This window comes from Nonomuraea sp. LPB2021202275-12-8, assembly GCF_037044575.1.
In the GTDB taxonomy this organism is placed as follows: domain Bacteria; phylum Actinomycetota; class Actinomycetes; order Streptosporangiales; family Streptosporangiaceae; genus Nonomuraea.
This window is the reverse complement of record NZ_JBAHWD010000001.1, coordinates 154,631-174,461: the sequence shown is the minus strand read 5'-3', so window position 1 is coordinate 174,461 and position 19,831 is coordinate 154,631. Positions and strand designations below refer to the sequence as shown.

18 protein-coding genes are annotated in these 19,831 nt (G+C 67.6%); 4 read left to right on the top strand and 14 right to left on the bottom strand.

Annotation, left to right across the window (positions count from 1 at the left end):
- Positions 1-17: 17 nt before the first annotated feature.
- Positions 18-524, bottom strand: a complete 507-nt coding sequence (locus V5E28_RS00845; RefSeq protein ID WP_336203956.1) for an RICIN domain-containing protein — start codon at positions 522-524, stop codon at positions 18-20.
- A gap of 350 nt (positions 525-874) precedes the next feature.
- On the opposite strand from V5E28_RS00845, the gene V5E28_RS00840 reads away from it, so the two are divergent.
- Both V5E28_RS00840 and V5E28_RS00835 read left to right on the top strand, forming a co-directional pair.
- Positions 875-2,068, top strand: coding sequence for a hypothetical protein (locus V5E28_RS00840; RefSeq protein WP_336203955.1), 1,194 nt, complete (start codon positions 875-877; stop codon positions 2,066-2,068).
- Positions 2,069-2,237: 169 nt separating this feature from the next.
- Positions 2,238-3,194 carry a DUF1838 family protein gene (locus V5E28_RS00835; RefSeq protein ID WP_336203954.1) on the top strand — a complete coding sequence of 319 codons (957 nt, stop codon included), beginning with the start codon at positions 2,238-2,240 and terminating at the stop codon, positions 3,192-3,194.
- Positions 3,195-3,279: 85 nt separating this feature from the next.
- On the opposite strand, the gene V5E28_RS00830 is transcribed toward V5E28_RS00835, so the two are convergent.
- The 4 genes from V5E28_RS00830 to V5E28_RS00815 are packed head-to-tail and all read right to left on the bottom strand — an operon-like array spanning position 3,280 to position 6,953.
- Positions 3,280-3,879, bottom strand: coding sequence for a GTP-binding protein (locus V5E28_RS00830; protein ID WP_336203953.1), 600 nt, complete (start codon positions 3,877-3,879; stop codon positions 3,280-3,282).
- Positions 3,860-4,258, bottom strand: coding sequence for a DUF742 domain-containing protein (locus V5E28_RS00825; RefSeq protein ID WP_336203952.1), 399 nt, complete (start codon positions 4,256-4,258; stop codon positions 3,860-3,862). The genes V5E28_RS00830 and V5E28_RS00825 overlap by 20 nt, the downstream gene beginning before the upstream one ends.
- Positions 4,255-4,686 (bottom strand): roadblock/LC7 domain-containing protein, encoded by a 432-nt coding sequence (locus V5E28_RS00820; RefSeq protein ID WP_336204903.1) that lies wholly within the window; start codon positions 4,684-4,686, stop codon positions 4,255-4,257. Before V5E28_RS00820 ends, V5E28_RS00825 begins: the two co-directional genes overlap by 4 nt.
- Positions 4,686-6,953: a sensor histidine kinase gene (locus V5E28_RS00815; protein ID WP_336203950.1), complete on the bottom strand. Its 2,268-nt coding sequence runs from the start codon at positions 6,951-6,953 to the stop codon at positions 4,686-4,688. The genes V5E28_RS00820 and V5E28_RS00815 overlap by 1 nt, the downstream gene beginning before the upstream one ends.
- A gap of 487 nt (positions 6,954-7,440) precedes the next feature.
- Here V5E28_RS00815 and V5E28_RS00810 point away from each other — a divergent pair, with 487 nt between their 5' ends.
- Complete coding sequence (locus tag V5E28_RS00810) at positions 7,441-10,965, top strand: WD40 repeat domain-containing serine/threonine-protein kinase (protein ID WP_336203948.1); 3,525 nt, start codon at positions 7,441-7,443, stop codon at positions 10,963-10,965.
- A 195-nt stretch (positions 10,966-11,160) separates the two neighbouring features.
- Here V5E28_RS00810 and V5E28_RS00805 read toward each other — a convergent pair whose 3' ends face one another.
- The 3 genes from V5E28_RS00805 to V5E28_RS00795 form a co-directional block, all read right to left on the bottom strand.
- Positions 11,161-11,478 (bottom strand): ArsR/SmtB family transcription factor, encoded by a 318-nt coding sequence (locus V5E28_RS00805; RefSeq protein ID WP_336203945.1) that lies wholly within the window; start codon positions 11,476-11,478, stop codon positions 11,161-11,163.
- A gap of 31 nt (positions 11,479-11,509) precedes the next feature.
- Positions 11,510-11,941, bottom strand: a complete 432-nt coding sequence (locus tag V5E28_RS00800) for an SRPBCC domain-containing protein (protein WP_336203944.1) — start codon at positions 11,939-11,941, stop codon at positions 11,510-11,512.
- A 61-nt stretch (positions 11,942-12,002) separates the two neighbouring features.
- The gene (locus tag V5E28_RS00795) at positions 12,003-13,496 is read right to left on the bottom strand and encodes an MFS transporter (RefSeq protein ID WP_336203943.1); all 1,494 of its coding nucleotides are present in this window, start codon (positions 13,494-13,496) and stop codon (positions 12,003-12,005) included.
- Positions 13,497-13,608: 112 nt separating this feature from the next.
- Between V5E28_RS00795 and V5E28_RS00790 the strand changes: the two genes are divergently transcribed.
- Positions 13,609-13,827 (top strand): zinc ribbon domain-containing protein, encoded by a 219-nt coding sequence (locus V5E28_RS00790; protein WP_442945746.1) that lies wholly within the window; start codon positions 13,609-13,611, stop codon positions 13,825-13,827.
- 115 nt (positions 13,828-13,942) lie between these two features.
- On the opposite strand, the gene V5E28_RS00785 is transcribed toward V5E28_RS00790, so the two are convergent.
- The 6 genes from V5E28_RS00785 to V5E28_RS00760 form a co-directional block, all read right to left on the bottom strand.
- Positions 13,943-14,158 carry a hypothetical protein gene (locus V5E28_RS00785; RefSeq protein ID WP_336203941.1) on the bottom strand — a complete coding sequence of 72 codons (216 nt, stop codon included), beginning with the start codon at positions 14,156-14,158 and terminating at the stop codon, positions 13,943-13,945.
- A gap of 439 nt (positions 14,159-14,597) precedes the next feature.
- Positions 14,598-15,602, bottom strand: a complete 1,005-nt coding sequence (locus tag V5E28_RS00780; RefSeq protein WP_336203940.1) for a HEAT repeat domain-containing protein — start codon at positions 15,600-15,602, stop codon at positions 14,598-14,600.
- A gap of 6 nt (positions 15,603-15,608) precedes the next feature.
- The gene (locus V5E28_RS00775; RefSeq protein ID WP_336203938.1) at positions 15,609-16,277 is read right to left on the bottom strand and encodes a HEAT repeat domain-containing protein; all 669 of its coding nucleotides are present in this window, start codon (positions 16,275-16,277) and stop codon (positions 15,609-15,611) included.
- A gap of 175 nt (positions 16,278-16,452) precedes the next feature.
- Entirely contained in the window at positions 16,453-16,806 is a 354-nt protein-coding gene (locus tag V5E28_RS00770; RefSeq protein ID WP_336203937.1) for a hypothetical protein, read from the bottom strand.
- A 473-nt stretch (positions 16,807-17,279) separates the two neighbouring features.
- Positions 17,280-17,939 (bottom strand): TetR/AcrR family transcriptional regulator, encoded by a 660-nt coding sequence (locus V5E28_RS00765; RefSeq protein ID WP_336203936.1) that lies wholly within the window; start codon positions 17,937-17,939, stop codon positions 17,280-17,282.
- Positions 17,940-18,537: 598 nt separating this feature from the next.
- Complete coding sequence (locus V5E28_RS00760) at positions 18,538-19,740, bottom strand: hypothetical protein (RefSeq protein WP_336203934.1); 1,203 nt, start codon at positions 19,738-19,740, stop codon at positions 18,538-18,540.
- Between the last annotated feature and the right edge of the window lie 91 nt (positions 19,741-19,831).

The following is a 19,831-nucleotide window of genomic DNA, read 5'->3' as shown; positions in this document are numbered from 1 at the left end:
GCCCATGATGGGACAGGTCAGACCCAGTGCTGCCCAGGGCTGCCGGTGTGGGCCCACTGGATGGCATGGGCCCCGTTCTCGGTACTGCTGGCCCCGATCGACAGGTACTTCCCGGTCCCCACGTTCCGGATGTAGCCGTCCTCGCTGATCTCCCAGCGCTGAGAATTTGAGTTGAGGCAGTCCCACTGAATGGCGTGAGCCCCATTCTCGGTAGTGCCGTTCCCGATCGCCAGGCACTTCCGGCTGTTGGCGTTGATGATTTTGCGGTCGGCATTGATGTACCAGAGCTGGCCTTCGCTGCCGGTGTATTCCCATTGGATGGCATGGGCGCCGTTCTCGGTGCTGCTTGCGCCGATGGCCAGGTACTTGTCGCTGCCGAAGTTGCGAATTCGATAGTAGCCGGGCGCCGGATCGGAGGTGAGCTCCCGGACGCCGGTGGCCGCGATGACAGGCGTGCCGAGCATCGGCACGAGAACGCCGACCGCACCCACGGCCGCCAAGGAAGCAATGAATGCACGAATCATGTTCGCCACCCCCGTCGAATCCGACCGCCGTACGTGGCGACCACCGGCATCACAGACCTTGAAGATCGTACTCGTCGGCCCACCGAAGAAACAGTCCCCGGCAGTGGCCACCAGGTCTGCCCGTACCCGCGCCGACCGTTGCCGTGGCGGTTTCGGCCAAATACTCGATGAACAGGGCTATTTCCCGGTCCTTCGTTTCGCGGCTGGGATTGCTCCGGGATCGTGTCACCACGCCGCCTTGACCGGACAATCTCGCGTGTGCTTCAATCCATGATCCGCCTAATTGAACGATTTTGTGGCGAGCCATTGGTTGCGAGTTCCGTGTGCCATTCGGGATCGGAGATGCCGTCGTGGAATTCGGTCGTCGAGACGCCTTCAAGCTCGGAACCGCCGCAGGTGCCGCATTGCTGGGCGGCGGCATCGCCCAGGCGGCTCCCGCGGCATCCGCGATCCGGCGGGCGGTCGGACCCGTCAACCCCTATCCCGGGGGCGAGGACAGCACCGTCGTCGCCCTGCGCCACGCGCTGGACGACGCCGCCAACGGCATCGCCGGGCTGGCCGGACGCGACGACCAGGGGCGGATCATCGTCCGCACCAGGGCCGGCCATCGCCACGTGCTGAGGGCCAACCTGATCGTCCCGGGCAACACCCACCTCGACGCGACGGACGCCCGCTTCGTCGCCAACTTCGTGTCGTCGGGCACCTCCAAGACGATGGTGCTCAACTACGTGCCCAGCGCGACGACCGGTGGATACGGTGCACCAGGCAACATCAGGATCACCGGCGGCTCCTGGGATCCGATCTGGCAGTATCTCCAGAACGGCGCCACGGCGCCTGCGATGAACGTCATCACGATGCAGCACACGTCCAACGTCGAGCTGGTCGGCATCACGATCTACAACGTCAAGTGGTGGCACGCCATCGAGCTCAACGCCGTGCGGAACGCCACCGTACGGGGCTGCAACCTGTTGGGCTGGATCGTGTCCCCGGAGCACGCGGACAAGCTCTGGCACGGCGAGGCCATCCAGCTCGACCTGGCCGGTAGCGCCAACACCTGGGCGGGCGCGAGGGACAACACACCCTGCACCAACATCCGCATCGTCGACAACGGGTGCGACAAGTCGGGATCACAGGGCTCCTGGGGCGCCCTCGTCGGATCTCACACGGCTGTTCCCAACGTCCGGCACTCTCGGGTCTGGATCGAGACCAACGTGGTCACCAATGCCATCTGGGATGCGATCACGCCGTTCAACACGGAGGTCCTGTACATCCGCGGCAACCAGATCACCGACTGCCACGGCGGGGTGTACGTCCGAGCCGCCAACTCCGGGGTCAACCCGCTGACCACCGTGGAGATCACCGGGAACACGGTGGGCCCGCTTCGCCCGAACTCCGAGGGCCAGACCAGGCGGGGGATCGGGCTCGCCGCGTACACCCAGGACGCCCCTGTCAGCGACATCCTGGTCAGCGGCAACATGGCTCCCTCGTTCGTCTACAACAACCGGCAGTGGATGAGCTTCCGCCAGCCGCCGCAGACGAGCTGACAGATCCGCCGGTTGTACCGCGGACGTGATGGTGCGCCCGGTTGATTCCGATCAACCGAGTATCGGGATCGAGCGCTGGACAGCACTTCGCTCGGCATGATCACAATATGGCGCTGTTCGATTCCTTCTCCGCACGGAGGCGTACGTGATCAAACGAAGTATTACGGGGTTGTCAGCCTCCATCGTCCTACTTGTCAGTATTGGCATTCCGGGCGCGGCGGCAGACGACCGATCCGCAGGCTCCACCCACCCTGGGCCGGTCTACGCGACGGTCACCGACAAGAGCGGGAAGCTCTCCCTCCAGACGTTCGGGCGTCCGGACGGGAAGGACATGGTGTTCCGGATCTCCGGATCGGTGTACGCGAACATCGAGGGCAACAGCCTGGATCCGGCGATGCGGCACGGCCAGAAACTTTTCAACATCGACGGTTACAACATCCGGCGGCTGTATCGGGTCCCTGAGACGAACCAGCTCTACCAGCTCTCCCGGGAGATCGTCTTCTACACCGATCCGGCGGATCCGAAGCGCATCCTGCGCGAGTGGAAGAACCCGATCGACGGCAAGATCTACCCGGTCGTCCCCATCAACAACGACGCGGTCAACTTCGGCCCGTTCACGATCACCTCCTCCTACGCAGGTCCGCCGCTGCAACCACTGCACGACGAGACCGTGTGGACCAGCGACATCGGCGTACGCGCGAACTTCGGCAGCACGCTCGGCGAGCGGTTCGGCCTGACCGGCGGGGTGTACGCCGCGCAGGAGATGTTCGACTTCTCCGTCGACAACCGGGAGGTGGCTGCCCGCACCGGGTCCGACGTCCCGGCCGGCGCGATGAAGACGAAGATCAGCTGGGCGCGGACCAGTCCGTGGGCGCCGTTCATGTGCCTTGCGGAGACCGAGGTGCGCGGCCAGCTCACCTACCACGCCCGCAGCTGGTCGCTGGGCTCCTACGCCGACATCGAGCCGTGGCTGCGGGCCGAGGTCGAGGCGAGCCACCCGCTGTTCAAGGCCGCCCCCAGCGCGCCGGGACCGAGCGAGAACTCCTGGACGTCGTTCTACAACAAGCAGCTCGGCGGGGGCGCGACCACCTGGGCAGGCTGGTGCGCCGCCCACGGCCGCTCGTGAACGTCCGCGACCGGTCACCGGCCGGGCCGAGCGGCCGCTCGGCCCGGCCGCCGGTCGCGGCGGAGCTGCGCACGGGACGGCCCGGTCAGGCCACGGGGTGCGGATTGACACGGGATCGGGCGGCCATCAGGTGATCGATGAGCGCCAGCAGCACATCGCGCCCTGCCGTCCGGTCGCGTGCGTCACAGAGCACCAGTGGCACCTGCGGATCGAGATCGAGTGCCCCTCGGATCTCCTCCTGCGTCCGGTCCCGGACACCATGGAAGCAGTTGACGCCGACGACGAAGGGGATGCCGCGGCTCTCGAAGAAGTCGATCGACGCGAAGCTCACATCCAATCGGCGGGTGTCGACCAGGACGACCGCGCCCATCGCCCCGTTGACAAGGTCGTTCCACATGAACCAGAAGCGTTCCTGTCCGGGGGTGCCGAACAGGTAGAGCACGAGTTCGCTGTTGACGGTGATGCGGCCGAAGTCCAGCGCGACGGTAGTGGTGGACTTGCCGTTCACCCCGTCCAGATCGTCGACGCCGACGCTGGCATGGGTCAGATACTCCTCAGTACGCAGTGGAGCCACTTCGCTCACCGCGCCGACCAGAGTCGTCTTCCCGACGCCGAAACCACCGGCGACAAGAATCTTCACCGCCAGGGGAGCAGCGTCCCCATGGTCAGAGTTCGCGTAACCCATCCCGCACCGCCTCAAGGATTGCCATATCGGGAAAGCCGCCGGACTGGGCGAAAGCCAGTGGTGGCCGGGCCCGCATCTGACCCGACTCGATCAAATCGCCGATGAGAATCTTGGTCACTGACACCGGGAGGTTCAACGCGGAGGCGACTTCGGCCACCGCCAGGGGCCGCCTGCACAGAGCGAGGATGACGCGGTGCTCCGGCTGCATTCTCCTCAAGCCGCGTCCAGTTTCGGGGAAGACTCCGGAAATCGCCGTCACCAGGGTGATCAGCGTAAAGTCGTCCCGCTCTGGAGCGGTTCGTCCCCCAGTGATCGTATAGGGACGGACAAGGGGCTCGTCGGCGCTATCTTCCTCGAAGCCCTCTGTCCAGTGCTTCATCCGTGTCTCCCCCTGTCATCAGCCTGCGGGGTACGCGCATCGGTTCCCAGCTTCTGTCCGACCTGCTGGATCAGGGTGTGCATCGCGACGCTCATCAGTTCGGCGTCGACCTCCTGGGACGCGACCACGGCCAGATGCGTGCCCCGGCCCGCAGCTGTGACGAACAGCCACAGATCAGCCATCTCGATGATGACCTGGTGGACCGGCCCACCGCTGAAGAGCTGCCCGACACCGCGGGCCAGGCTCTGCTGGCCGGTGGCGATCGCGGCCAGGCGTTCGGCATCCGAGCGTTCGATGGCCCGGGACCGGCTGATCACCAGGCCGTCGTCGGACAGCACGATGGCGTGCCGGGTGCCCGCGACCCGATCGACCAGGCCGTCCAGAAGCCAGTCCAGGTCTCTGTTGGTGGCGGTGGTGCGCTGCGTCATCATCGATCTTCCGTCGTAGGGGAACCGAGCTCGAGAGATCCGCTCGGCCGGGGCTGGAAGGCGTCCTCACCGCTCCGGCGCCTGCGAGACTGCCTCTGAAAGGCGCCGATCGTGGCACTGGAGCGGGTGGGCTGGTCGCGTGCGGCCCGGGTCTCCTGGACGGCCCGTTCCTCCCTGTCCGCCGGGACTTTGAGCTCCGCGGCCAGATTGGCCTGGCGCACCCGCTGGGGCAGCGGCCGGCGGTCGGACGACGGCGGTGCCTCGTCCCCGTCCGGCGATCCAGCGGGTGCTGTCGCGTGCGCCATCGAGCGTCCTCTGGAGCGAGTCGGCAACTGCCCTTCCTCGTGAGGCGGGCGGGGATCGGCCGTACCTTCCCGCGGGCGAGGTCGCGGACCGGAGGCGTCATGGGGGACCTCCTCGGGGAGCGCGGCCGGCCCGGGTACCGCACCGGGGGAGTCCACCACCAGCGGTTCCGGGAGCAGCACGATGACACGGGTGCCGCCGAAGGCCGACGACCGCAGTTCCACCTGGAGGCCCAGGCTCGCGGAGAGCCGAGCGACCACGTAGAGGCCGAGACGCACATCGTCGGCGTGGGTCATCACGTCGAGCTGCGGCGGCGACCGCAACAGGGCGTTGGCGGCGGCGTACTGCTCGGGTTCCATGCCCAGGCCGCGGTCCTCGATCTCCACGGCGACGCCCCGGCTGACCGATGTGGCCCGCACCTCGACGGGGGTCAGCGGTTTGGAGAAGGTGGTGGCGTTCTCCATGAGCTCCGCCAGGACATGGACCAGCGGTCCCACCGCGCGCTCCGCTATCCAGGGTTCGCCCTCGACGTCGATCGAGATCCGGCGGTAATCCTGAACCTCGCCTTGCGCGGCGCGCAGTACATCGAGCAGGTGTACTGGCTTGCGCCAGCGGCGCTGCGGCTGCCCGCCGCTGAGGATCACCAGGTTCTCCTCGTAACGGCGCAGCCGGGCGGTGAGGTGGTCCAGGTCGAACAGGCCCTCCAGCACCTGCGGGTCCTCGTGCTTACGCTCCAGTTCGTCCAGCTTCTTCAGCTGCAAGCCGATGAGAATCTGGGTGCGGCGGGCGATGCGCTGGAGCATGCGCTGGAAGCCGCGGTGCTGTTCGGCCTGCCGCACAGCGGTGAGGACGGCGCTGCGGCTGGCCATGTTGAGGGCCTGCCCGAGCTCGCCGAGCTCGTCGGGGGTGGGCTCGACCATGCGCACCTCCGCGTCCACGTCGACGTCCTCGCCGCGCTCCAACCGCGCGACCACGTCGGGCAGCCGCTCCTGAAGCGCCTGGGCATCCTGGCGCAGGTGCAGGATGCGCCGGCGAAGAACAGAGGTGAGCCGCCAGCTGGCGAAGATCACCAGGCCCAAGGCGAGCAAGCCCACGGTGGAGATACTGACCAAGACCGTGAAAATCATGTCGGCGTGGCCGTAGCCGATCCTGGCGACATTCTCGAATCGGAGGCTGAGAAGCTGCCGCAGTTGCGCGGTGACCGTATCCACCGAGGAGCGCCATTCGGCGCTGTCGTCGCGGAGTGTCACCTGATCGCCCGCGGAGCCGCTCCCGGAGGTGATCAACCGCCCTTCCAGAGCGGCCATGGTGTCCCACGCCTTGCCGACCGTCATCTTCGCGTACGGGGTCTCGTTGCCTGTGAGGCTGGGAACGACCCGGGACTGCATGAGGTGTTTCCTGGTGCCGATGGCGTCGGAGACAAGGCCGTACTCATTCCTCGTCAGACGCCCCGTCTCCCAGCCGCGAGCCAGAACGGCGTCTTCGCGGCCGATCATGTAGACGACCCAGTAAAGGTCGACCAGTGTCTTCGCCTCACGGTTCACCTGGCCCTCGTCGGTATTGCCGAGGGCGGTCAATACGCCGAGGTCTGACTCGAGGACGCCACTGTAGTAGTCGAACGCATGCTGCGCGCTGGACCAACCGGCGTCCACCGCCCGGCGCTGCTGATCGAGGAGGCCGAGGCTGCGTTCGGTCTGGGAGATGGCGTCGGTGAGTCCCGCCTGGCCGCCGGTGGCGTCCAGGGCTGTCAGGGGACGGAAGGCGGTCACGGCCTGGTCGGTCACGGAGCGCTGCTCGGCAAGCTTGCCGCGGGCGGTGCCACCGGGGTCGGCCAGCATCTCCGCGGTGAGCCGTCGCTCCTGATCAAGGCTGAAGAACAGGTCGGCCGCAGGTCTGCCCACGGTAGCGGTGGCCAGATCCATCTGGACCTTCTCCGCCTGCCACTGGGTGGCCAGTTGGGACATGCCCGAAGCCAACAGCGGGGTAAAAGTCACGCTCGGCACGAATACGACAATGAGCAGCACAGTACGCAATGGCAGTCGGCGGACACCGGCCAGTCGCCGCGACCTGCCGCTGGTTGACCCCGCTGACCCGGTCCCGTCGTTCATGGTCTCCGTCCGTCGTCGCCAGACCCTGCCCAATTTAGCCACGTGCAGGACACTCTCCTCGCCGATCGGTGATTCCATGATGAATTGCCACATGCGCGATTGGTGCCCGATAGTAGCCATACGGCAGTTGTGTCGAAAGCTCCCGTAGATAATCCGTGGATCGAGGATTCAAGCTCCGGCCGCCCTACCGCGCCGACCTGTGGTTTGTCGCGAATCTGTAGTCGTGCGGACGAACTTCGCCTTCCGCCCGCTGTGGCGCGCCAATGTCAGAACCGTCGATTGTGGGTGCCGGTCGCCGATCCGCTGCGGCAACTTTGTGGCCAGGCAGGGCATCTAACAGGCCGTGGGAGCGCTTATCGCTGGAGATCCGCAGCACATCGGGGAGTACTGGCTCGCGGGGCGGCTCGGCTCCGGCGGCCAGGGCGTGGTGTACGACGCCTACGATCGTGAGGGGCACAGGGTCGCGCTGAAGGTGCTCCACGTGCCCGGCAACCAGGCGAGCCGGGATCGCTTCGCCAAGGAGGCGGTGGCCGCCGGCCGGGTGGCCTCGTTCTGCACGGCCAGGGTGCTGGCCTGCGACCTGTCGGGTAGCAGACCGTACATCGCCAGCGAGTACGTGCCGGGGCCGAGTCTGCGCCGGGCGGTCAACCAGGGACGCAGGTTCACCGGGGACGACCTGCACCGGCTGGCCACCGCGATCGCCACCGCGCTGACCGCCGTGCACGACGCGGGGGTGATCCACCGGGACCTCAAGCCGGACAACGTGCTGCTCGGCGTCGACGGTCCGCGGGTGATCGACTTCGGCATCGCGCGAACCGTGGACATGTCGCTGACCAAGACAGGTGAGGTGTCCGGAACACCCAGCTACATGGCGCCCGAGGTGTTCACCGGGCAGCGGGCGGGCGCGCCCGCCGACGTCTTCGCCTGGGGTGCGGTCATGGTGTTCGCCTCCACGGGCGAGGATCCGTTCAGAGCCGACCATCTGGGCGGGGTCATGCACCGGGTGCTGTCGGCGCAGCCCGACCTCAGCGGGCTGCCGCCGCGGCTGGCCCCGTTGGTGGCCGCCGCCATGGACAAGGCCCCTGAGGCGCGTCCCACGGCCCGCGCCCTGCTTCTGTCGCTGGTCAGCGGCAACGGCAAGGACACGCGCGGGCTGCTGTCCGCGGGCAGTCATGCGGCCAGGGGCGTGCACGGGCCCGACGTGGACGACCCGGCCCTCGGCACGATCGCCGAGGACGCCTACGGCGCGCTCACCCCTGACGAGCGGGAGCTGGCCGCCGAGGTCTTCCTGCGCATGGTGGCGGTCACCGACGACGGGCACGAGACCGTCCGCTGGGCGCTGAAGGAGGAGCTGCTGGCCGGCCGCTCGGAGCGGGAGGCCCGGGCCGTCGAGCGTATCTTGCAGGCCTTCTCCTACCTGGTGACGCAGAAGGGGGACGCGGTGGCGCTGTCGCGACCAGCCCTGTTGCGCGCGTGGCCGCGGCTGCGGGTGTGGGTGGACGCTGATCGTGACGGGCTCGCCGTACTGAGCCAGATCAGCAACGCGGCGCGCCAATGGGTCGAGAACGGGCGCAAGGACGGCGACGTGCTGCAGGGCAGCCGCCTGGACCACGCGCTGACCTGGGCCGCCACCGGGCGCAGGCACATCACGCTGACCCCGCGGGAACGTGACTTCCTCGCCGCGGGCACCGAGCTGACCAGCAAGCGCATCCGCCGCAGGCGGCTGACCACGGTCGCGCTCGCCGGGCTTCTGACGGTGGCGCTGGCGGCGGGAAGCCTCGCGGTGCTGCGGAGCGGGCAGGTGGCCGAGCAGAGCAGCCTGGTCGCCCGGCAACGCGACCACGCTGTGGGACGGCAGGTCGCGGCCGAGGCCGACAAGCTGCGCACCACCGACCCGGCCAGGGCGATGCTGCTCAGCGTGGCCGGCTGGCGGTTGGCCCCGGGCGCCGACACCAGGCAGAACCTGATGAGCTCGCTGACGATGCCGGAGAGCACGGCCTTCCGCGACCCGGGCGCCAAAGGGGTCTCCGCGGCCGCGGCGGCGGTCGACGGGCGGACGCGGGTCATCGCCGGCGAGGACGGGGTGCGGGTCTACGACGTCCCTTCACGGCGGCAGACGAAGTTCTGGAAGTGGCCGAGCGGGCTCGGCGCGCTGCCGAGGGCGGCCGCGCTCAGCGCGAGCGGCAGGACACTGGTGATCGTCAGCAGGAACATGGCGTACTCCTGGGACACCATGACGGGCGAGAAGCTGTACGAGCACCGCGTGGGAGAGGGCACCCCGGGCGTGCACGTCGTCTTCGACGGGCACGAGAGCCTGGTCGCGGTGATGCGGGAAAACTCACTGGAGTTCTTGTGGGACACCAGGACGGGCAGGTCCTACAGTCCGGAGCTGGAGGCGGACCATGCCCCGGCGATCGCGCCTTCCGGCGCCTACATCGCGGGCATCGGGCCCAACCAGGGCGGGCTGAAGGTGCTCCGCCTTCCTGACCTCACCGTGGACGCCCGGATACCGAAGAAGTGCGGCACCGTGGTGGCGTTCACGCCGGACAGCCGGCGGCTGCTCTGCGCGGACGGCGACATCAAGGCATGGGACCTGGATACCGCCACGGAACTGTCCGACAAGGATCGGCCGTTCTGGCAGGAGTCAGCCTCGGAGGCCTTCAGCAACGCGCGCATGCGGGTCAGCCGCGACGGCGGTGGGATTCTGGCCGTCGAAGGAAGAACGCTCCACCTGTGGGACGCCGATAAGGGCGACGAGCTCTACACCTACCAGGCGGAGGGCGAGCCCGACGAGGCCTGGCTGGACCCGGACGGCAAGACCATCCGCTATCTGCAGGAAGGCTCGATCATCACCATCGACCTCGGCTCCCGCGTCTCCTCCAGCAGGCTGCCGAAAGGACACGGGGTCAAAGCGTTCAGCCAGGACGGCCGCTTGATCGCCGGCACGGAAGACTTCGGGCTCATCCGCGTCTGGGATGGGCGCCGCCTGGGCGTACCGATGTCCGGCAGCAAGGGCACCAGCGGCGAGCTGTTCGATCCGGCGGGCAAGAGGCTGGCCGCCACCGGCGAGGACTCGGCGGTCCACGTCTGGGACGTGGCCACGGGCAAGCGGCTCTGGCGCCATCCGGTTCCCGGCCTGCAGTTCGTGCTGTCGAAGGCGTTCACCCCGGACGGCGGCAAGCTCGTGCTCTCGCTGAAGGAGCTGAGCGAGCGGGACGCGCGTAACGAGCTGATCGTGCTGGCCGCCGACAGTGGCCGGGTGCTCGCCCGGCACACCCTCGACACCGTCACGGGGGCCATCGTCTCGACCCGCGACGGCACGGCGGTGGTGAGCAGCACAGGCAAGGTGTTCGACCTGAACAGCGGCAAGGTCGTCGGCTCCGGCTTCAATGGGACGGGGGAGGCCGTCGCGGTCAGCCCGACAGCGCCACTCCTGGCCCTCGGCTCGGGCACGGTGGAGCTGTGGGACATCGCGAAGGGCGTCGAGCTGCCTCCCGCCCTGCGCGTGGCGAGCAACGCCCAGGTCGAAGCCGTGCAGTTCAGTCATGACGGCGCTCTTCTGGCTCTGATCAGCAGGGCGACCGGTGAGACGTTCGACGACGTCTACACCGCCCAGATCTGGGACGTCGGCTCACGGCAGAGGCTCGGCTCCTTCCCCATCCGGTTCTTCGACCTGCTGGCGTTCAGCGCCGACGACCGAACGCTGTACGTGTCGGGCAGTCGCTCGGGGATCATCACTCAGATCCCGGTCGGCGGCGACCGCGTCGCCGAGCTCGTGTGCAAGCGCGCAGGTCGCAGGATGAGCTCACAGGAGTGGAGTCAGTATCTGAAGGGTGTGCCCTACCGCAGCGTCTGCCCGACCTTGTAGGACCTGGGGAGATCTCACCGTTCCCCACCGAGCACATCATGCGCTCCGGCGAATATCGACCCACGGGTCAGCGGTCGTGGTGATCCAGGATCGGGTAATGGGCTGGCTGGTGGCCCGGTCGTGTCATGGAGCAGCAACTATCCAGTCCCCGCTCGTTGCGTACATGAAAATCAAGCTCAGGGCGGTCGGAGGAGGTCATTGGCTGAGGTGCTCCTTCAGCGTGGCGAAGGGGCCGTCCCAGTCGCGGGCCAGTGCGGCGAGGAACTGCTGCGCGACCTGCATCGGCGCGGAGCGCAGCCGGTAGCGTACGCGGCGCCGCTCTCCGGGTTCCGCCGTGACCAGGCCGGCCTCGGACAGCAAGGCCAGGTGTTTGGCGATCGCCTGCCGCGTGATGGGCAGCCGATCGGCCAAGTCCGTGGCCGTCGCCGGACCTTGCGAGGTGAGCATGGCCAGGATGGCGCGCCGACTCGGGTCGGCCAGAGCGATGAAGACACGCTCGGCGATCGCCTCCATCTGCTCGGCATGAGGCGGCGTCGGGTCTGCGTCAGGTGGCATCGAGGTAGTCGCGCAGTTCGCCCAGTTCACTGGCCCACCCTTCGGTGTGGGAGTCGTACGCCTTGCTGTAGACCTCCCCCGACAGCTGGGCGAACCCGGTCTCGACCACCCTCAGTCGCGTGCCTGCGCCGACCGGTACGAGCGTGAACTCGACATAGGTACGGCGCGGATCGTCCTCGGGCAGCCCGAAGATCTGCCAGGTGAAGCCGAACACCGTCGGCTGCTCCACTCGTTCCACCCGCATGTCGACCGTGAATCCGTGGCTCCACCTCATTCGGGCAGCCCCACCAGGGCGTAGGTCGATCGTCACCTCGTGGCCGAACCAGGCGGCCAGACCTTCGGCCGTGGTGAGTGCTGCCCACACTCTGTCCGGCGGTTGCGCGACTTCCATGGTCCGCTCGATGCGATCAGGAAAACCCATGGCAACCTCCCCCTGAGTGGCAATCAGCCGGCTGCCACCGTATGGCAACCAGCTGATTGCGTCAAGAGATGTCCTCGGCGGGCTGGTTCGACGCTGCCGTGACTCGCGCGGCCGTGCGGTGCCCGTCCCGCGGGCGCAGTCCGTACCAGATGAAGATCACGCTGGCGAGTGTTACGACGACGTTCACGCTCAGCGCGAGATGGATGCCGGTCAGCTCAACGCTCTGCGTCGCGGCGACCGTGCTCAGGACGGGAATGCCGACGGTGATGGCCACCTGCTGAGTCATCGAGGTCAGGCCCGTGGCAAGGCCCTGTTCCTCGTCCGGCAGACCCGAGGTCCCGGTCACCGTATACGCAACGATGCAGGTCACATGCCCGAAGAAGCCAATGAACAGCGCGGGGATCAGGATCGCGAGCGCCATGGGGTCGGCGCTCATGAACACCAGCGGGAGAGTTGCCAGTCCTTGTACGGACAGCCCCACGGTCAGGACCCTGCGACTGCCGAAGCGTCCGATGAAGCGCCCGGCGATCACACCTGCGGCCACCGCCGCCAAGCCCGGCACACCGAAGATCAGGCCGGTGGTCAGCGGGGACAGCTTCAGGACGTTGTGCAGGTAGATCGTCGTCAGAAAGATCATGGCAGGCTCCATGGTGAAGATCACGAGCCCCGCATAGTTGCCCCATTTGACCGTGGGCCGTCTGAGGATGCGTACCGAAGCGAGCGGCGCGGGCGAGCGCAGCTCGATCATCCAGAAAGCGGCCAGCAGGAGCACGCCGACGACTGCGGGGGGAATGCTCTTCTCGATGACCGCGTAGATCACCATCAGCAGGCCGCCGGTCACGGTCACGGCTCCCGGCAAGTCCAGCTTCGACCGTCCCGGCAGCCTGCTCTCGTCGATCAGGAAAGGGGTTACCAGCAGGATGGCCACGGCGACCGGGACATTGATGAAGAACGCGGCCCGCCAGCTCAGCAGGCCGACGAGGGTGCCGCCGACCAGCGCGCCGACGGTGAAGCCGCCCGACAGCAAAGCGCCGTTGAGTCCGAGTGCGCGGGCGCGCATCGGGCCTTCCGGGAACATGGTGGTGAGCAGCGACATCGCCGCCGGGATTGTCATCGCGGTGGCCAGGCCCTGCAGTACGCGGGCGGTGAGGAGCATCTCGGGGTTGGTCGCGAAGCCGCCGAGCAACGAAGCCCCGACGAGCAGGGCCATGGCCGACATGAACAGCTTGCGACGGCCGAACAGATCCGCCATTCGGCCGCACAGGAGCGTGAAGCCGGCGGCGGGCAGCGCGTACGCGGAGGTGATCCAGGGCAGCCCGGTCCGCCCCAGCCCGACGCCCGCGCCGACCTCCGGCAGCGCGACGTTCAGGATCGAGAAGTCGACCGACAGCATGAACCCCGCGCCGAGCAGCACGAACAGGATCAACTGCTGCCTGCCGCCGAAGCGAGGCGGCGCGGGGGTGTCGATGGCGAGAGAGGGGATACCCATGACGGCCTCCAAATCGAGTAGCAACCTACAGGTTGCTACTTTATGGCAACCGTCCAGTTGCTTCAAGAGGTGGATGTCATCGGCATTCCCTCGAGCTGGCTGGCGGGGACCGTGACCGCGTCGAGGTCGTCAACGGCGATCGTGCACATGGTGGGGCGGGGGAGGTGGTGTGGGAATCATGACACCAGCAGCCCAGCACGAGTACGAGAAGGTCTACGAGGAAGGACTTGCGGCCCTTCCCCTGCCCGCGCGCGGGCACATCGACAAGAACAACCGGCCCGACCAGGCCAGGTTCGCCTGCACGTCGTGCGGCTTCGCTGAGCACGCCGACGTCAACGCAGCTCGTAACATCGCCTCACGCGGTGTCACAAGCTGGGCAGTGAGTCACGCTGCCTGACGCGGACCAAACCGTCGAAACCACCGACGGCGAGGAACTGCAAGCTCAGCCCTTCAGAGCTGAGAAGCTGACGGTGCTTCCCCCGGTGATCGCGGGGAAGCACCCTTTCACCGGGTCACAGCCAGCGCGGGCAGTTGTAGAAGCCCCAGCTGGGGTTGTAGCACAGGCTGATGATGAACGGCGCGCCGTCCTCGTAGTAGACCTTGCCGTGTTCCCAGTTGTCCTCGCCGTACCAGTCCTTGTACGAGGCGTCGTAGGGCTCCCTCGGCTGGGCGTTGGCGGGAGTGGACATCGTCGCGCCGAGCAGACCCGCCGCGGACAAGCCGATCATCACAGCAGCCAGACGCTTCCTGGTGCGAGATAGTGTGGACGTCACGTTTCTCCTTGTCGATGGTGGTTCCCTGGGAAACGACTCTCGCAAAGCCGAAGGCATGGATCATCCGCTGACAGGATGAGTCGTGATCGCCTGTACGGGGGAGCCGCCCTCACCCATCGGGCGGAGACCGCGGGTGCGTGATTCGCAGAGATGGCCAGCCGGCGCGGACAATCCACCGGGGTCGTCCACGCCCGCGAGGTCGCGGACGAGCAGGTCATCGCTGACGCCCGCATGGCAGTCCAGACTGCGAGGTCCGCGCGGCCAGAGATGTTGAGCGCGGCATTGATGTCAGTCAGCGATCGCGTGCCGCTGGTTGGCGGGCTATCGGCACGTCCGCTGCGAGGGCAGCGCCCTCGTGGTCCGGCGCCGTACCCAGCACCCCCGGAAAGATCCGTCATCGTGCGTCGCGAATCCCGAGGATGTACGTCGCGGTAAGCGCAACGGCACGGTCCTCATCATGTATCAGATCCGCGAGGGCTTGTGACGCTATGGTTCCGGGGATATCCGCGAGCGCCTGTGTCAGCCGTCGACGTGCAGACGATTCAACGCTGCCGTGGCTGAGGCGATCAACAAGCCTGGTAGCGATCTGATCCGCCAACGCGGAACGACTCGCCAGCGTGCTCAGGGCATCGGCTGCATCGACGTCATTCGCTCCCTCGGCGACCATGTCCACGAGCGTCGGGACCGCGTCGGCCAGTCCACGTGCCCCGAGCGCCAGAGCCGCATACCTGCGGACCACGATGTCGGGGTTGGCGAGGGCGTCCTGTAGCAGTGCGGTCGCCTCACCGTTCGGAATCTCGACGATGGACTGGACGGCACGTCTGCGCACCTCGGCTACTGGTGAGCCGAGGCCCTCCGCCAGCAGTGCCAAGCCGTCATCGCCCGATTGCGCCAAAGCCCATCGAAGGGCTCCGGCGACGTTCGGGTCCGTTTCGCTCAGCGCTGCCTCGACCAGTACTTCCACCGGCACCGGAACCTCTTCGACTGAGGACAAGGCCGCGCGCTGTCGCTTGCCGGCGCTCTTTGACCCCAACGCCTGCAGGAGCGCGACGACCCGAAGGACATCCTCCCAGCCGGCGGGTTCTACGGCGTCGATCCGACGCAGTCGGGTGAGCAACTCCGTTTCAGCCGCGATGCGTTCTCGCGTCTGGCGGATGAGGTCGTCGACGAGCTCCGAGGGCGTGAAGCCGGGATCATCGAGCGCGCGCCGGACTTCACGCAGCGACAGCCCCAATGACCGCAGGCTCTCGATATGGAAGATTCGCCGAAGGTCCTCGCTGGAGTACTCCCGATAGCCTGCGCCGCTACGGCCCGTCGGCCGCACCAGGCCGAGCGAGTCGTAATGCCTGAGCATGCGGGCGCTGACCCCGGACCGTCGTGCCACATCACCGATCAACACGGCCCATCACTCCTCTTTGCTGGTGCTGCCGAGGGCTACGACGCGCTTGGCCTCCTCGATCGCGAACTCGAATCCGGCATCCGGGTCGCGCAACAGCCGTGCCGTGGCGATCGCGTGCGCGCGCACGCGCGGGTCGAGATCCGTCATCGCGACGCTCAGCGTGGGCACAATCGCCTCACCGAGCGCCACCAGCGCCCGGCTGAGGCTCAGCTGCATCTCACGTTCGCCGCGCCCGAGCTGTGTCGACAACACTGCGGCCAACTCGGGCTCTGCACCTTCGGGCACGAGCACGGCCGCTGCTCGCCAGGCGCTCCGCGCCACCTCATCGTCGGCGTCGGACAGAAGCGCCCGTGTGATCGCCGGCCACGCCTGTCGATCCCCGATCTTGGACAGCGTGTGCAGCGCCTGGCTCCGTGCCTGCGCACACTCCGAGCGGAGTTCCTTGAGAAGCTCCGGAACCGTCATGGATGCCGAGTGGCGGGTGAGTGCCCACGTCAGCATGTCGCGCACGTGAAATTCGGGCTCGATCGCGCATCGCTCGATGAGCTTGTCGATGAACCGCGGGTCAGGGGTCGTACCGACCGCCATCGCCGCCCGCAGCCGCACTGACGAGCGGCTGTCCTCCAGCCCCTGGAAAGCTCGGATCGTATCCGTGTCCTGTTTCCGCATGGTCATCGGGACCACCTCCTTGGCGACAGTGAAGACCTTGTCACCGTGTCAAGGTCAAGCGGGGTCACGCCGCGAGATCACCAGGCACCCTGGCCCCACGCCCTGGTCGGATGCGCGGTCACGCCGGCCAGGTGCGGTCGCCGGGTGCCGTGCTCGAGGAAGACCATCCGGTGACCCCCTGTCAGGGTGAGCCGGCCGCCTCCCACACCGCTTCGGGTGTCAGCGGCATGTCCAGGTGATCGACCTCCAGGGCGTCGCACACGGCGTTCACGACGGCCGGTGGGATGCCGATGCACCCGGCCTCGCCCGCTCCCTTGGCCCCCAGCGGGGTGTTGGGGTTGGGGGTGGCCGTCTCGATCAACGTCACCGGCGGCATGTCGGCGGCGGTCGGGATCAGATAGTCCAGGAGGGTCCGCGCGTACGGCATGCCGTCCGCTCCGAGGACCGCCTGCTCGGAGACGAGCTCCCCGAGGTCGATCCCGGGCTCGGGGTCGCCGCCGAGGTCGCCCTCCAGGCCGGGTCGCAGGTCGGCCACTCTCCGCGCGCCGCCCCTGACGAGGTCGTGATCCTCCCGCCGCGGTAGATGCTTGGACTCCCCCCGCCTTCGGTACTAACCTGCAATATCGAATTCCCGGGATGGGTGGTATGAAACGGGCACAATTCGACTATGTGGCGCCCTCCTCCGTGGAGGAGGTGGTGGCGGTGCTGGGGGAGCGCGGGCCGGAGAGCAAGGTGCTGGCAGGCGGTCAGAGCCTGCTCATCGAGCTGCGCTACCGGACCTCGCGCCCTGGTTCCGCGGCCCGTTCGCCACCGTCTGCAGGCCGGCGCCCTGGCCGCCGATCCCGGGCTCGGCCACGACGGGAAGCGCCTGGACGAGGTGCTCGCCTCCAACCTGTGCCGCTGCACCGGCTACGCAGGCATCCGCCGCGCCGCGCTACGGGCCGCCCGATCACCGTCCGCCTGAGGGCACTCCTGACGCCTTCGCCGGCGGGTTCACGTACGGGCGTCTCATCGGGCGGCGGGCGTCGTGGGGCCGAGTCTGGTGTCCAGGCCGTCCAGGATGCGCTCGACCCCGTAGCTGAAGTTCTCCTCGCGGATCTGCTGCGGATCCTCGCTCTGCCGTGCGGCGTATCCGTCCCGCAGGCGCGGGTGGTCCCGCACGGCCTGTTCGGCGGCGGGCCGCAGGCTCTCCGCCCATGCCTGTTCGCTCTGGCCGCTGCGGGCGACCATGGACAGGTAGGCCGCCTCGCTGGTGGTCATCCCGATGACGTAGGCGATCAGGGTGTTCATGGCCTGATCGGCCTCGCCGGGATCGAAGCCCGCCGCCTGGAACAGGGCGAGCATGCGCTCCGACTGCCGGATCAGGTTCGGCCCGAGATAGGCGAGCCCGACCTGGCCGAGCACGGAGGCGATCCAGGGATGCCGCAGGACCATCGCCCGGAGACTGTGGGCGCAGGCGGCGACGCCCGCCCGCCAGCCCGCCGGGTCGTCGGCGCCGGGCACCCCCATCTCGCCGTAGATCTCATCCACGACCAGCTCGATCAGCTCGTCCTTGTTGGCCACGTGCCGGTAGAGGGAGGTGGCCCCGGCGCCCAGCCGGGTTCCGAGGCTGCGCATGCTCAGGGCCTCGATGCCCTCGGCGTCCAGGAGCCGGATGGCCTCGGACACGATCCGATCGCGGCTCAGTGCCGGTTGCTCTCGCTTTGCGCGAGGGCGGGCCCAAACCGAAGGGATGGGCTGCTTCTCGGCTGCCATGCGCGTCTCCTCTTCGCTCCGGAGCCATCGTAGCGTACGGTGTGCGCACATTGCGTACGGTGCCGAGTACTGGTCATCAAGAACATGGTCCTGACCCGGGTCCAGATCGGCAACCGGCATGCCAGCGTCGGCTCCGCGCTCAACGACACCCTCCAGCAGGCGGGGCCGCGCTCGGCATCGCCACCCGCGTGAGCCGACCGGCGTCGAGGACGTCGGTGGCGAAGGGGTAGGAGGTGTCGAACAGCGCGATTTCGCCGGCCTCCAGGCAGGAGTCGTCGCTACGCTGCTCCAGCCGTACGGGACTCTCGTGAACCAGGAGGAACGGAAGCCGCGGGACTCCGTTCGAGGGTGAATCCAGGAGGTTCCGTTCGGGTGATCGCACACCGCCTCTACGCTCTCCGCCACCGTCCAAGGGTCCACAACCCTGACCCGGCCGCAAGACCGACGACGAGCGTCGGCGCCGCCTGACGGGCCTGCGCTCACCGGCCTGCCAGGCGGGTGCCCAATGGCGTCAGCGGCTGTCGGCCAGGCTGTGCACGGGGTGTTCGCCTTCGGTCTGGAGGCGGTACTCGTGGCCGGACTTGGCCCGGTTCTCGTCGATGATCCGCTCGGACGGCGCCTTCTCGCCGCCCATGAGGGCTTCCTGCATCTTCTCGAAGCGCTCGTGGGCCTCCTGCACGTACCCGGTGCCCAGCGTGGTGTAGTCGATCTGGGTGCCGAGCAGTTCACGCAGGTAGGCCTTGTTCGGCTCGAACGTGACCGGGGCGGGCAGTTCGGGAGCGCACACCTGCTCCGGGTCGCGGCCGTCGTGCCGCTTGAACAGCTCGGCGGCGAGGCGCAGGTGCTCCAGCTCCATGTTGAGGTGAAGCTCCCAGATGTTCTTCACCTTGGGATCGGACTCGGTCTCCATGAACGAGTGGTACAGGTAGCACTCGTTGTACTCGTGGTTGAGCAGCATCTCCCACCAGCTCTCGCCCGGGTCGACGAGCGACTCGTAGTGGGTGACGTGCTCTTCCTCGATGAGGCCGATCTCCTGGTAGAGCTGCCGGGCGATGGGCTCCATGTAGGTGGGGCCGACGTTCATGTAGAAGTTCATGGTCTGCTGCTCGGCGGCCATGATGGTCAGCGCGTGCAGCTTGCTGATCGGTGCGGCGGAGCTCTTGTCGTAGGGCTCACGCACGTTGTCGACCGGGTTGCGGTGGTGCAGGTAGGTGGGGCGGCCGGGCATGACCTCGGTGAGGTCGTCGACGATCTTCTGGGCCTTGCGGTGCTCGATCATCTCGTACAGGTTGGCGTACCTGTAGAGGTGGTCGAAGTCCTCCAGCACCCCGAACTGGTAGGCCTGCTTCAGATAGGCGTCCGGCTCCATCCGGGCCACCCAGGCGGTCAGGTCGACGGCGACCTGCTCGTAGGCGATCGTCGTCTCCAGCACCGAGGCCAGGCCGGGCAGCAGCCAGTTGACCACCTTCTGCTGCTGCGCCTCGATGTAGCGCACCCGGGCGAGCTGCTGCTTGAGCTCCAGATCCGGGCAGTGGCGGGCGAGCTGGTGACTGAACAGGATCGCCTCGACCTCGATGCCGTTCATCGCGATGATCCGGCACCGCGTGTACGGGTCGGCGTGATCGGGATCGATCGGCGTGACGTTCAGCTCGCGCCAGTTGCGTAGCTGCTTGTCCAGCGGGATGCCCCGCTCCCGTAGTGGGTTGAAGGTCATGTTCCTGCGCTCCTTCGCGCTGGTCCAAGATGTGCGGCCTGCCCGCCCTACCCGAGGCTTCCCGGCTCAATCTCTGCGCGCTCCCGCCCAA

Excerpts from the sequence above, each read along its gene's own strand:
- V5E28_RS00845 (WP_336203956.1), bottom strand. The coding sequence starts at position 524 with ATGATTCGTGCATTCATTGCTTCCTTGGCGGCCGTGGGTGCGGTCGGC.
- V5E28_RS00830 (WP_336203953.1), bottom strand. The coding sequence starts at position 3,879 with ATGGGTTACGCGAACTCTGACCATGGGGACGCTGCTCCCCTGGCGGTG.
- V5E28_RS00825 (WP_336203952.1), bottom strand. The coding sequence starts at position 4,258 with ATGAAGCACTGGACAGAGGGCTTCGAGGAAGATAGCGCCGACGAGCCC.
- V5E28_RS00820 (WP_336204903.1), bottom strand. The coding sequence starts at position 4,686 with ATGACGCAGCGCACCACCGCCACCAACAGAGACCTGGACTGGCTTCTG.
- V5E28_RS00815 (WP_336203950.1), bottom strand. The coding sequence starts at position 6,953 with ATGTCCCAACTGGCCACCCAGTGGCAGGCGGAGAAGGTCCAGATGGAT.
- V5E28_RS00805 (WP_336203945.1), bottom strand. The coding sequence starts at position 11,478 with ATGGAGGCGATCGCCGAGCGTGTCTTCATCGCTCTGGCCGACCCGAGT.
- V5E28_RS00800 (WP_336203944.1), bottom strand. The coding sequence starts at position 11,941 with ATGGGTTTTCCTGATCGCATCGAGCGGACCATGGAAGTCGCGCAACCG.
- V5E28_RS00790 (WP_442945746.1), top strand. The coding sequence starts at position 13,609 with ATGACACCAGCAGCCCAGCACGAGTACGAGAAGGTCTACGAGGAAGGA.
- V5E28_RS00785 (WP_336203941.1), bottom strand. The coding sequence starts at position 14,158 with ATGATCGGCTTGTCCGCGGCGGGTCTGCTCGGCGCGACGATGTCCACT.
- V5E28_RS00775 (WP_336203938.1), bottom strand. The coding sequence starts at position 16,277 with ATGACCATGCGGAAACAGGACACGGATACGATCCGAGCTTTCCAGGGG.
- V5E28_RS00760 (WP_336203934.1), bottom strand. The coding sequence starts at position 19,740 with ATGACCTTCAACCCACTACGGGAGCGGGGCATCCCGCTGGACAAGCAG.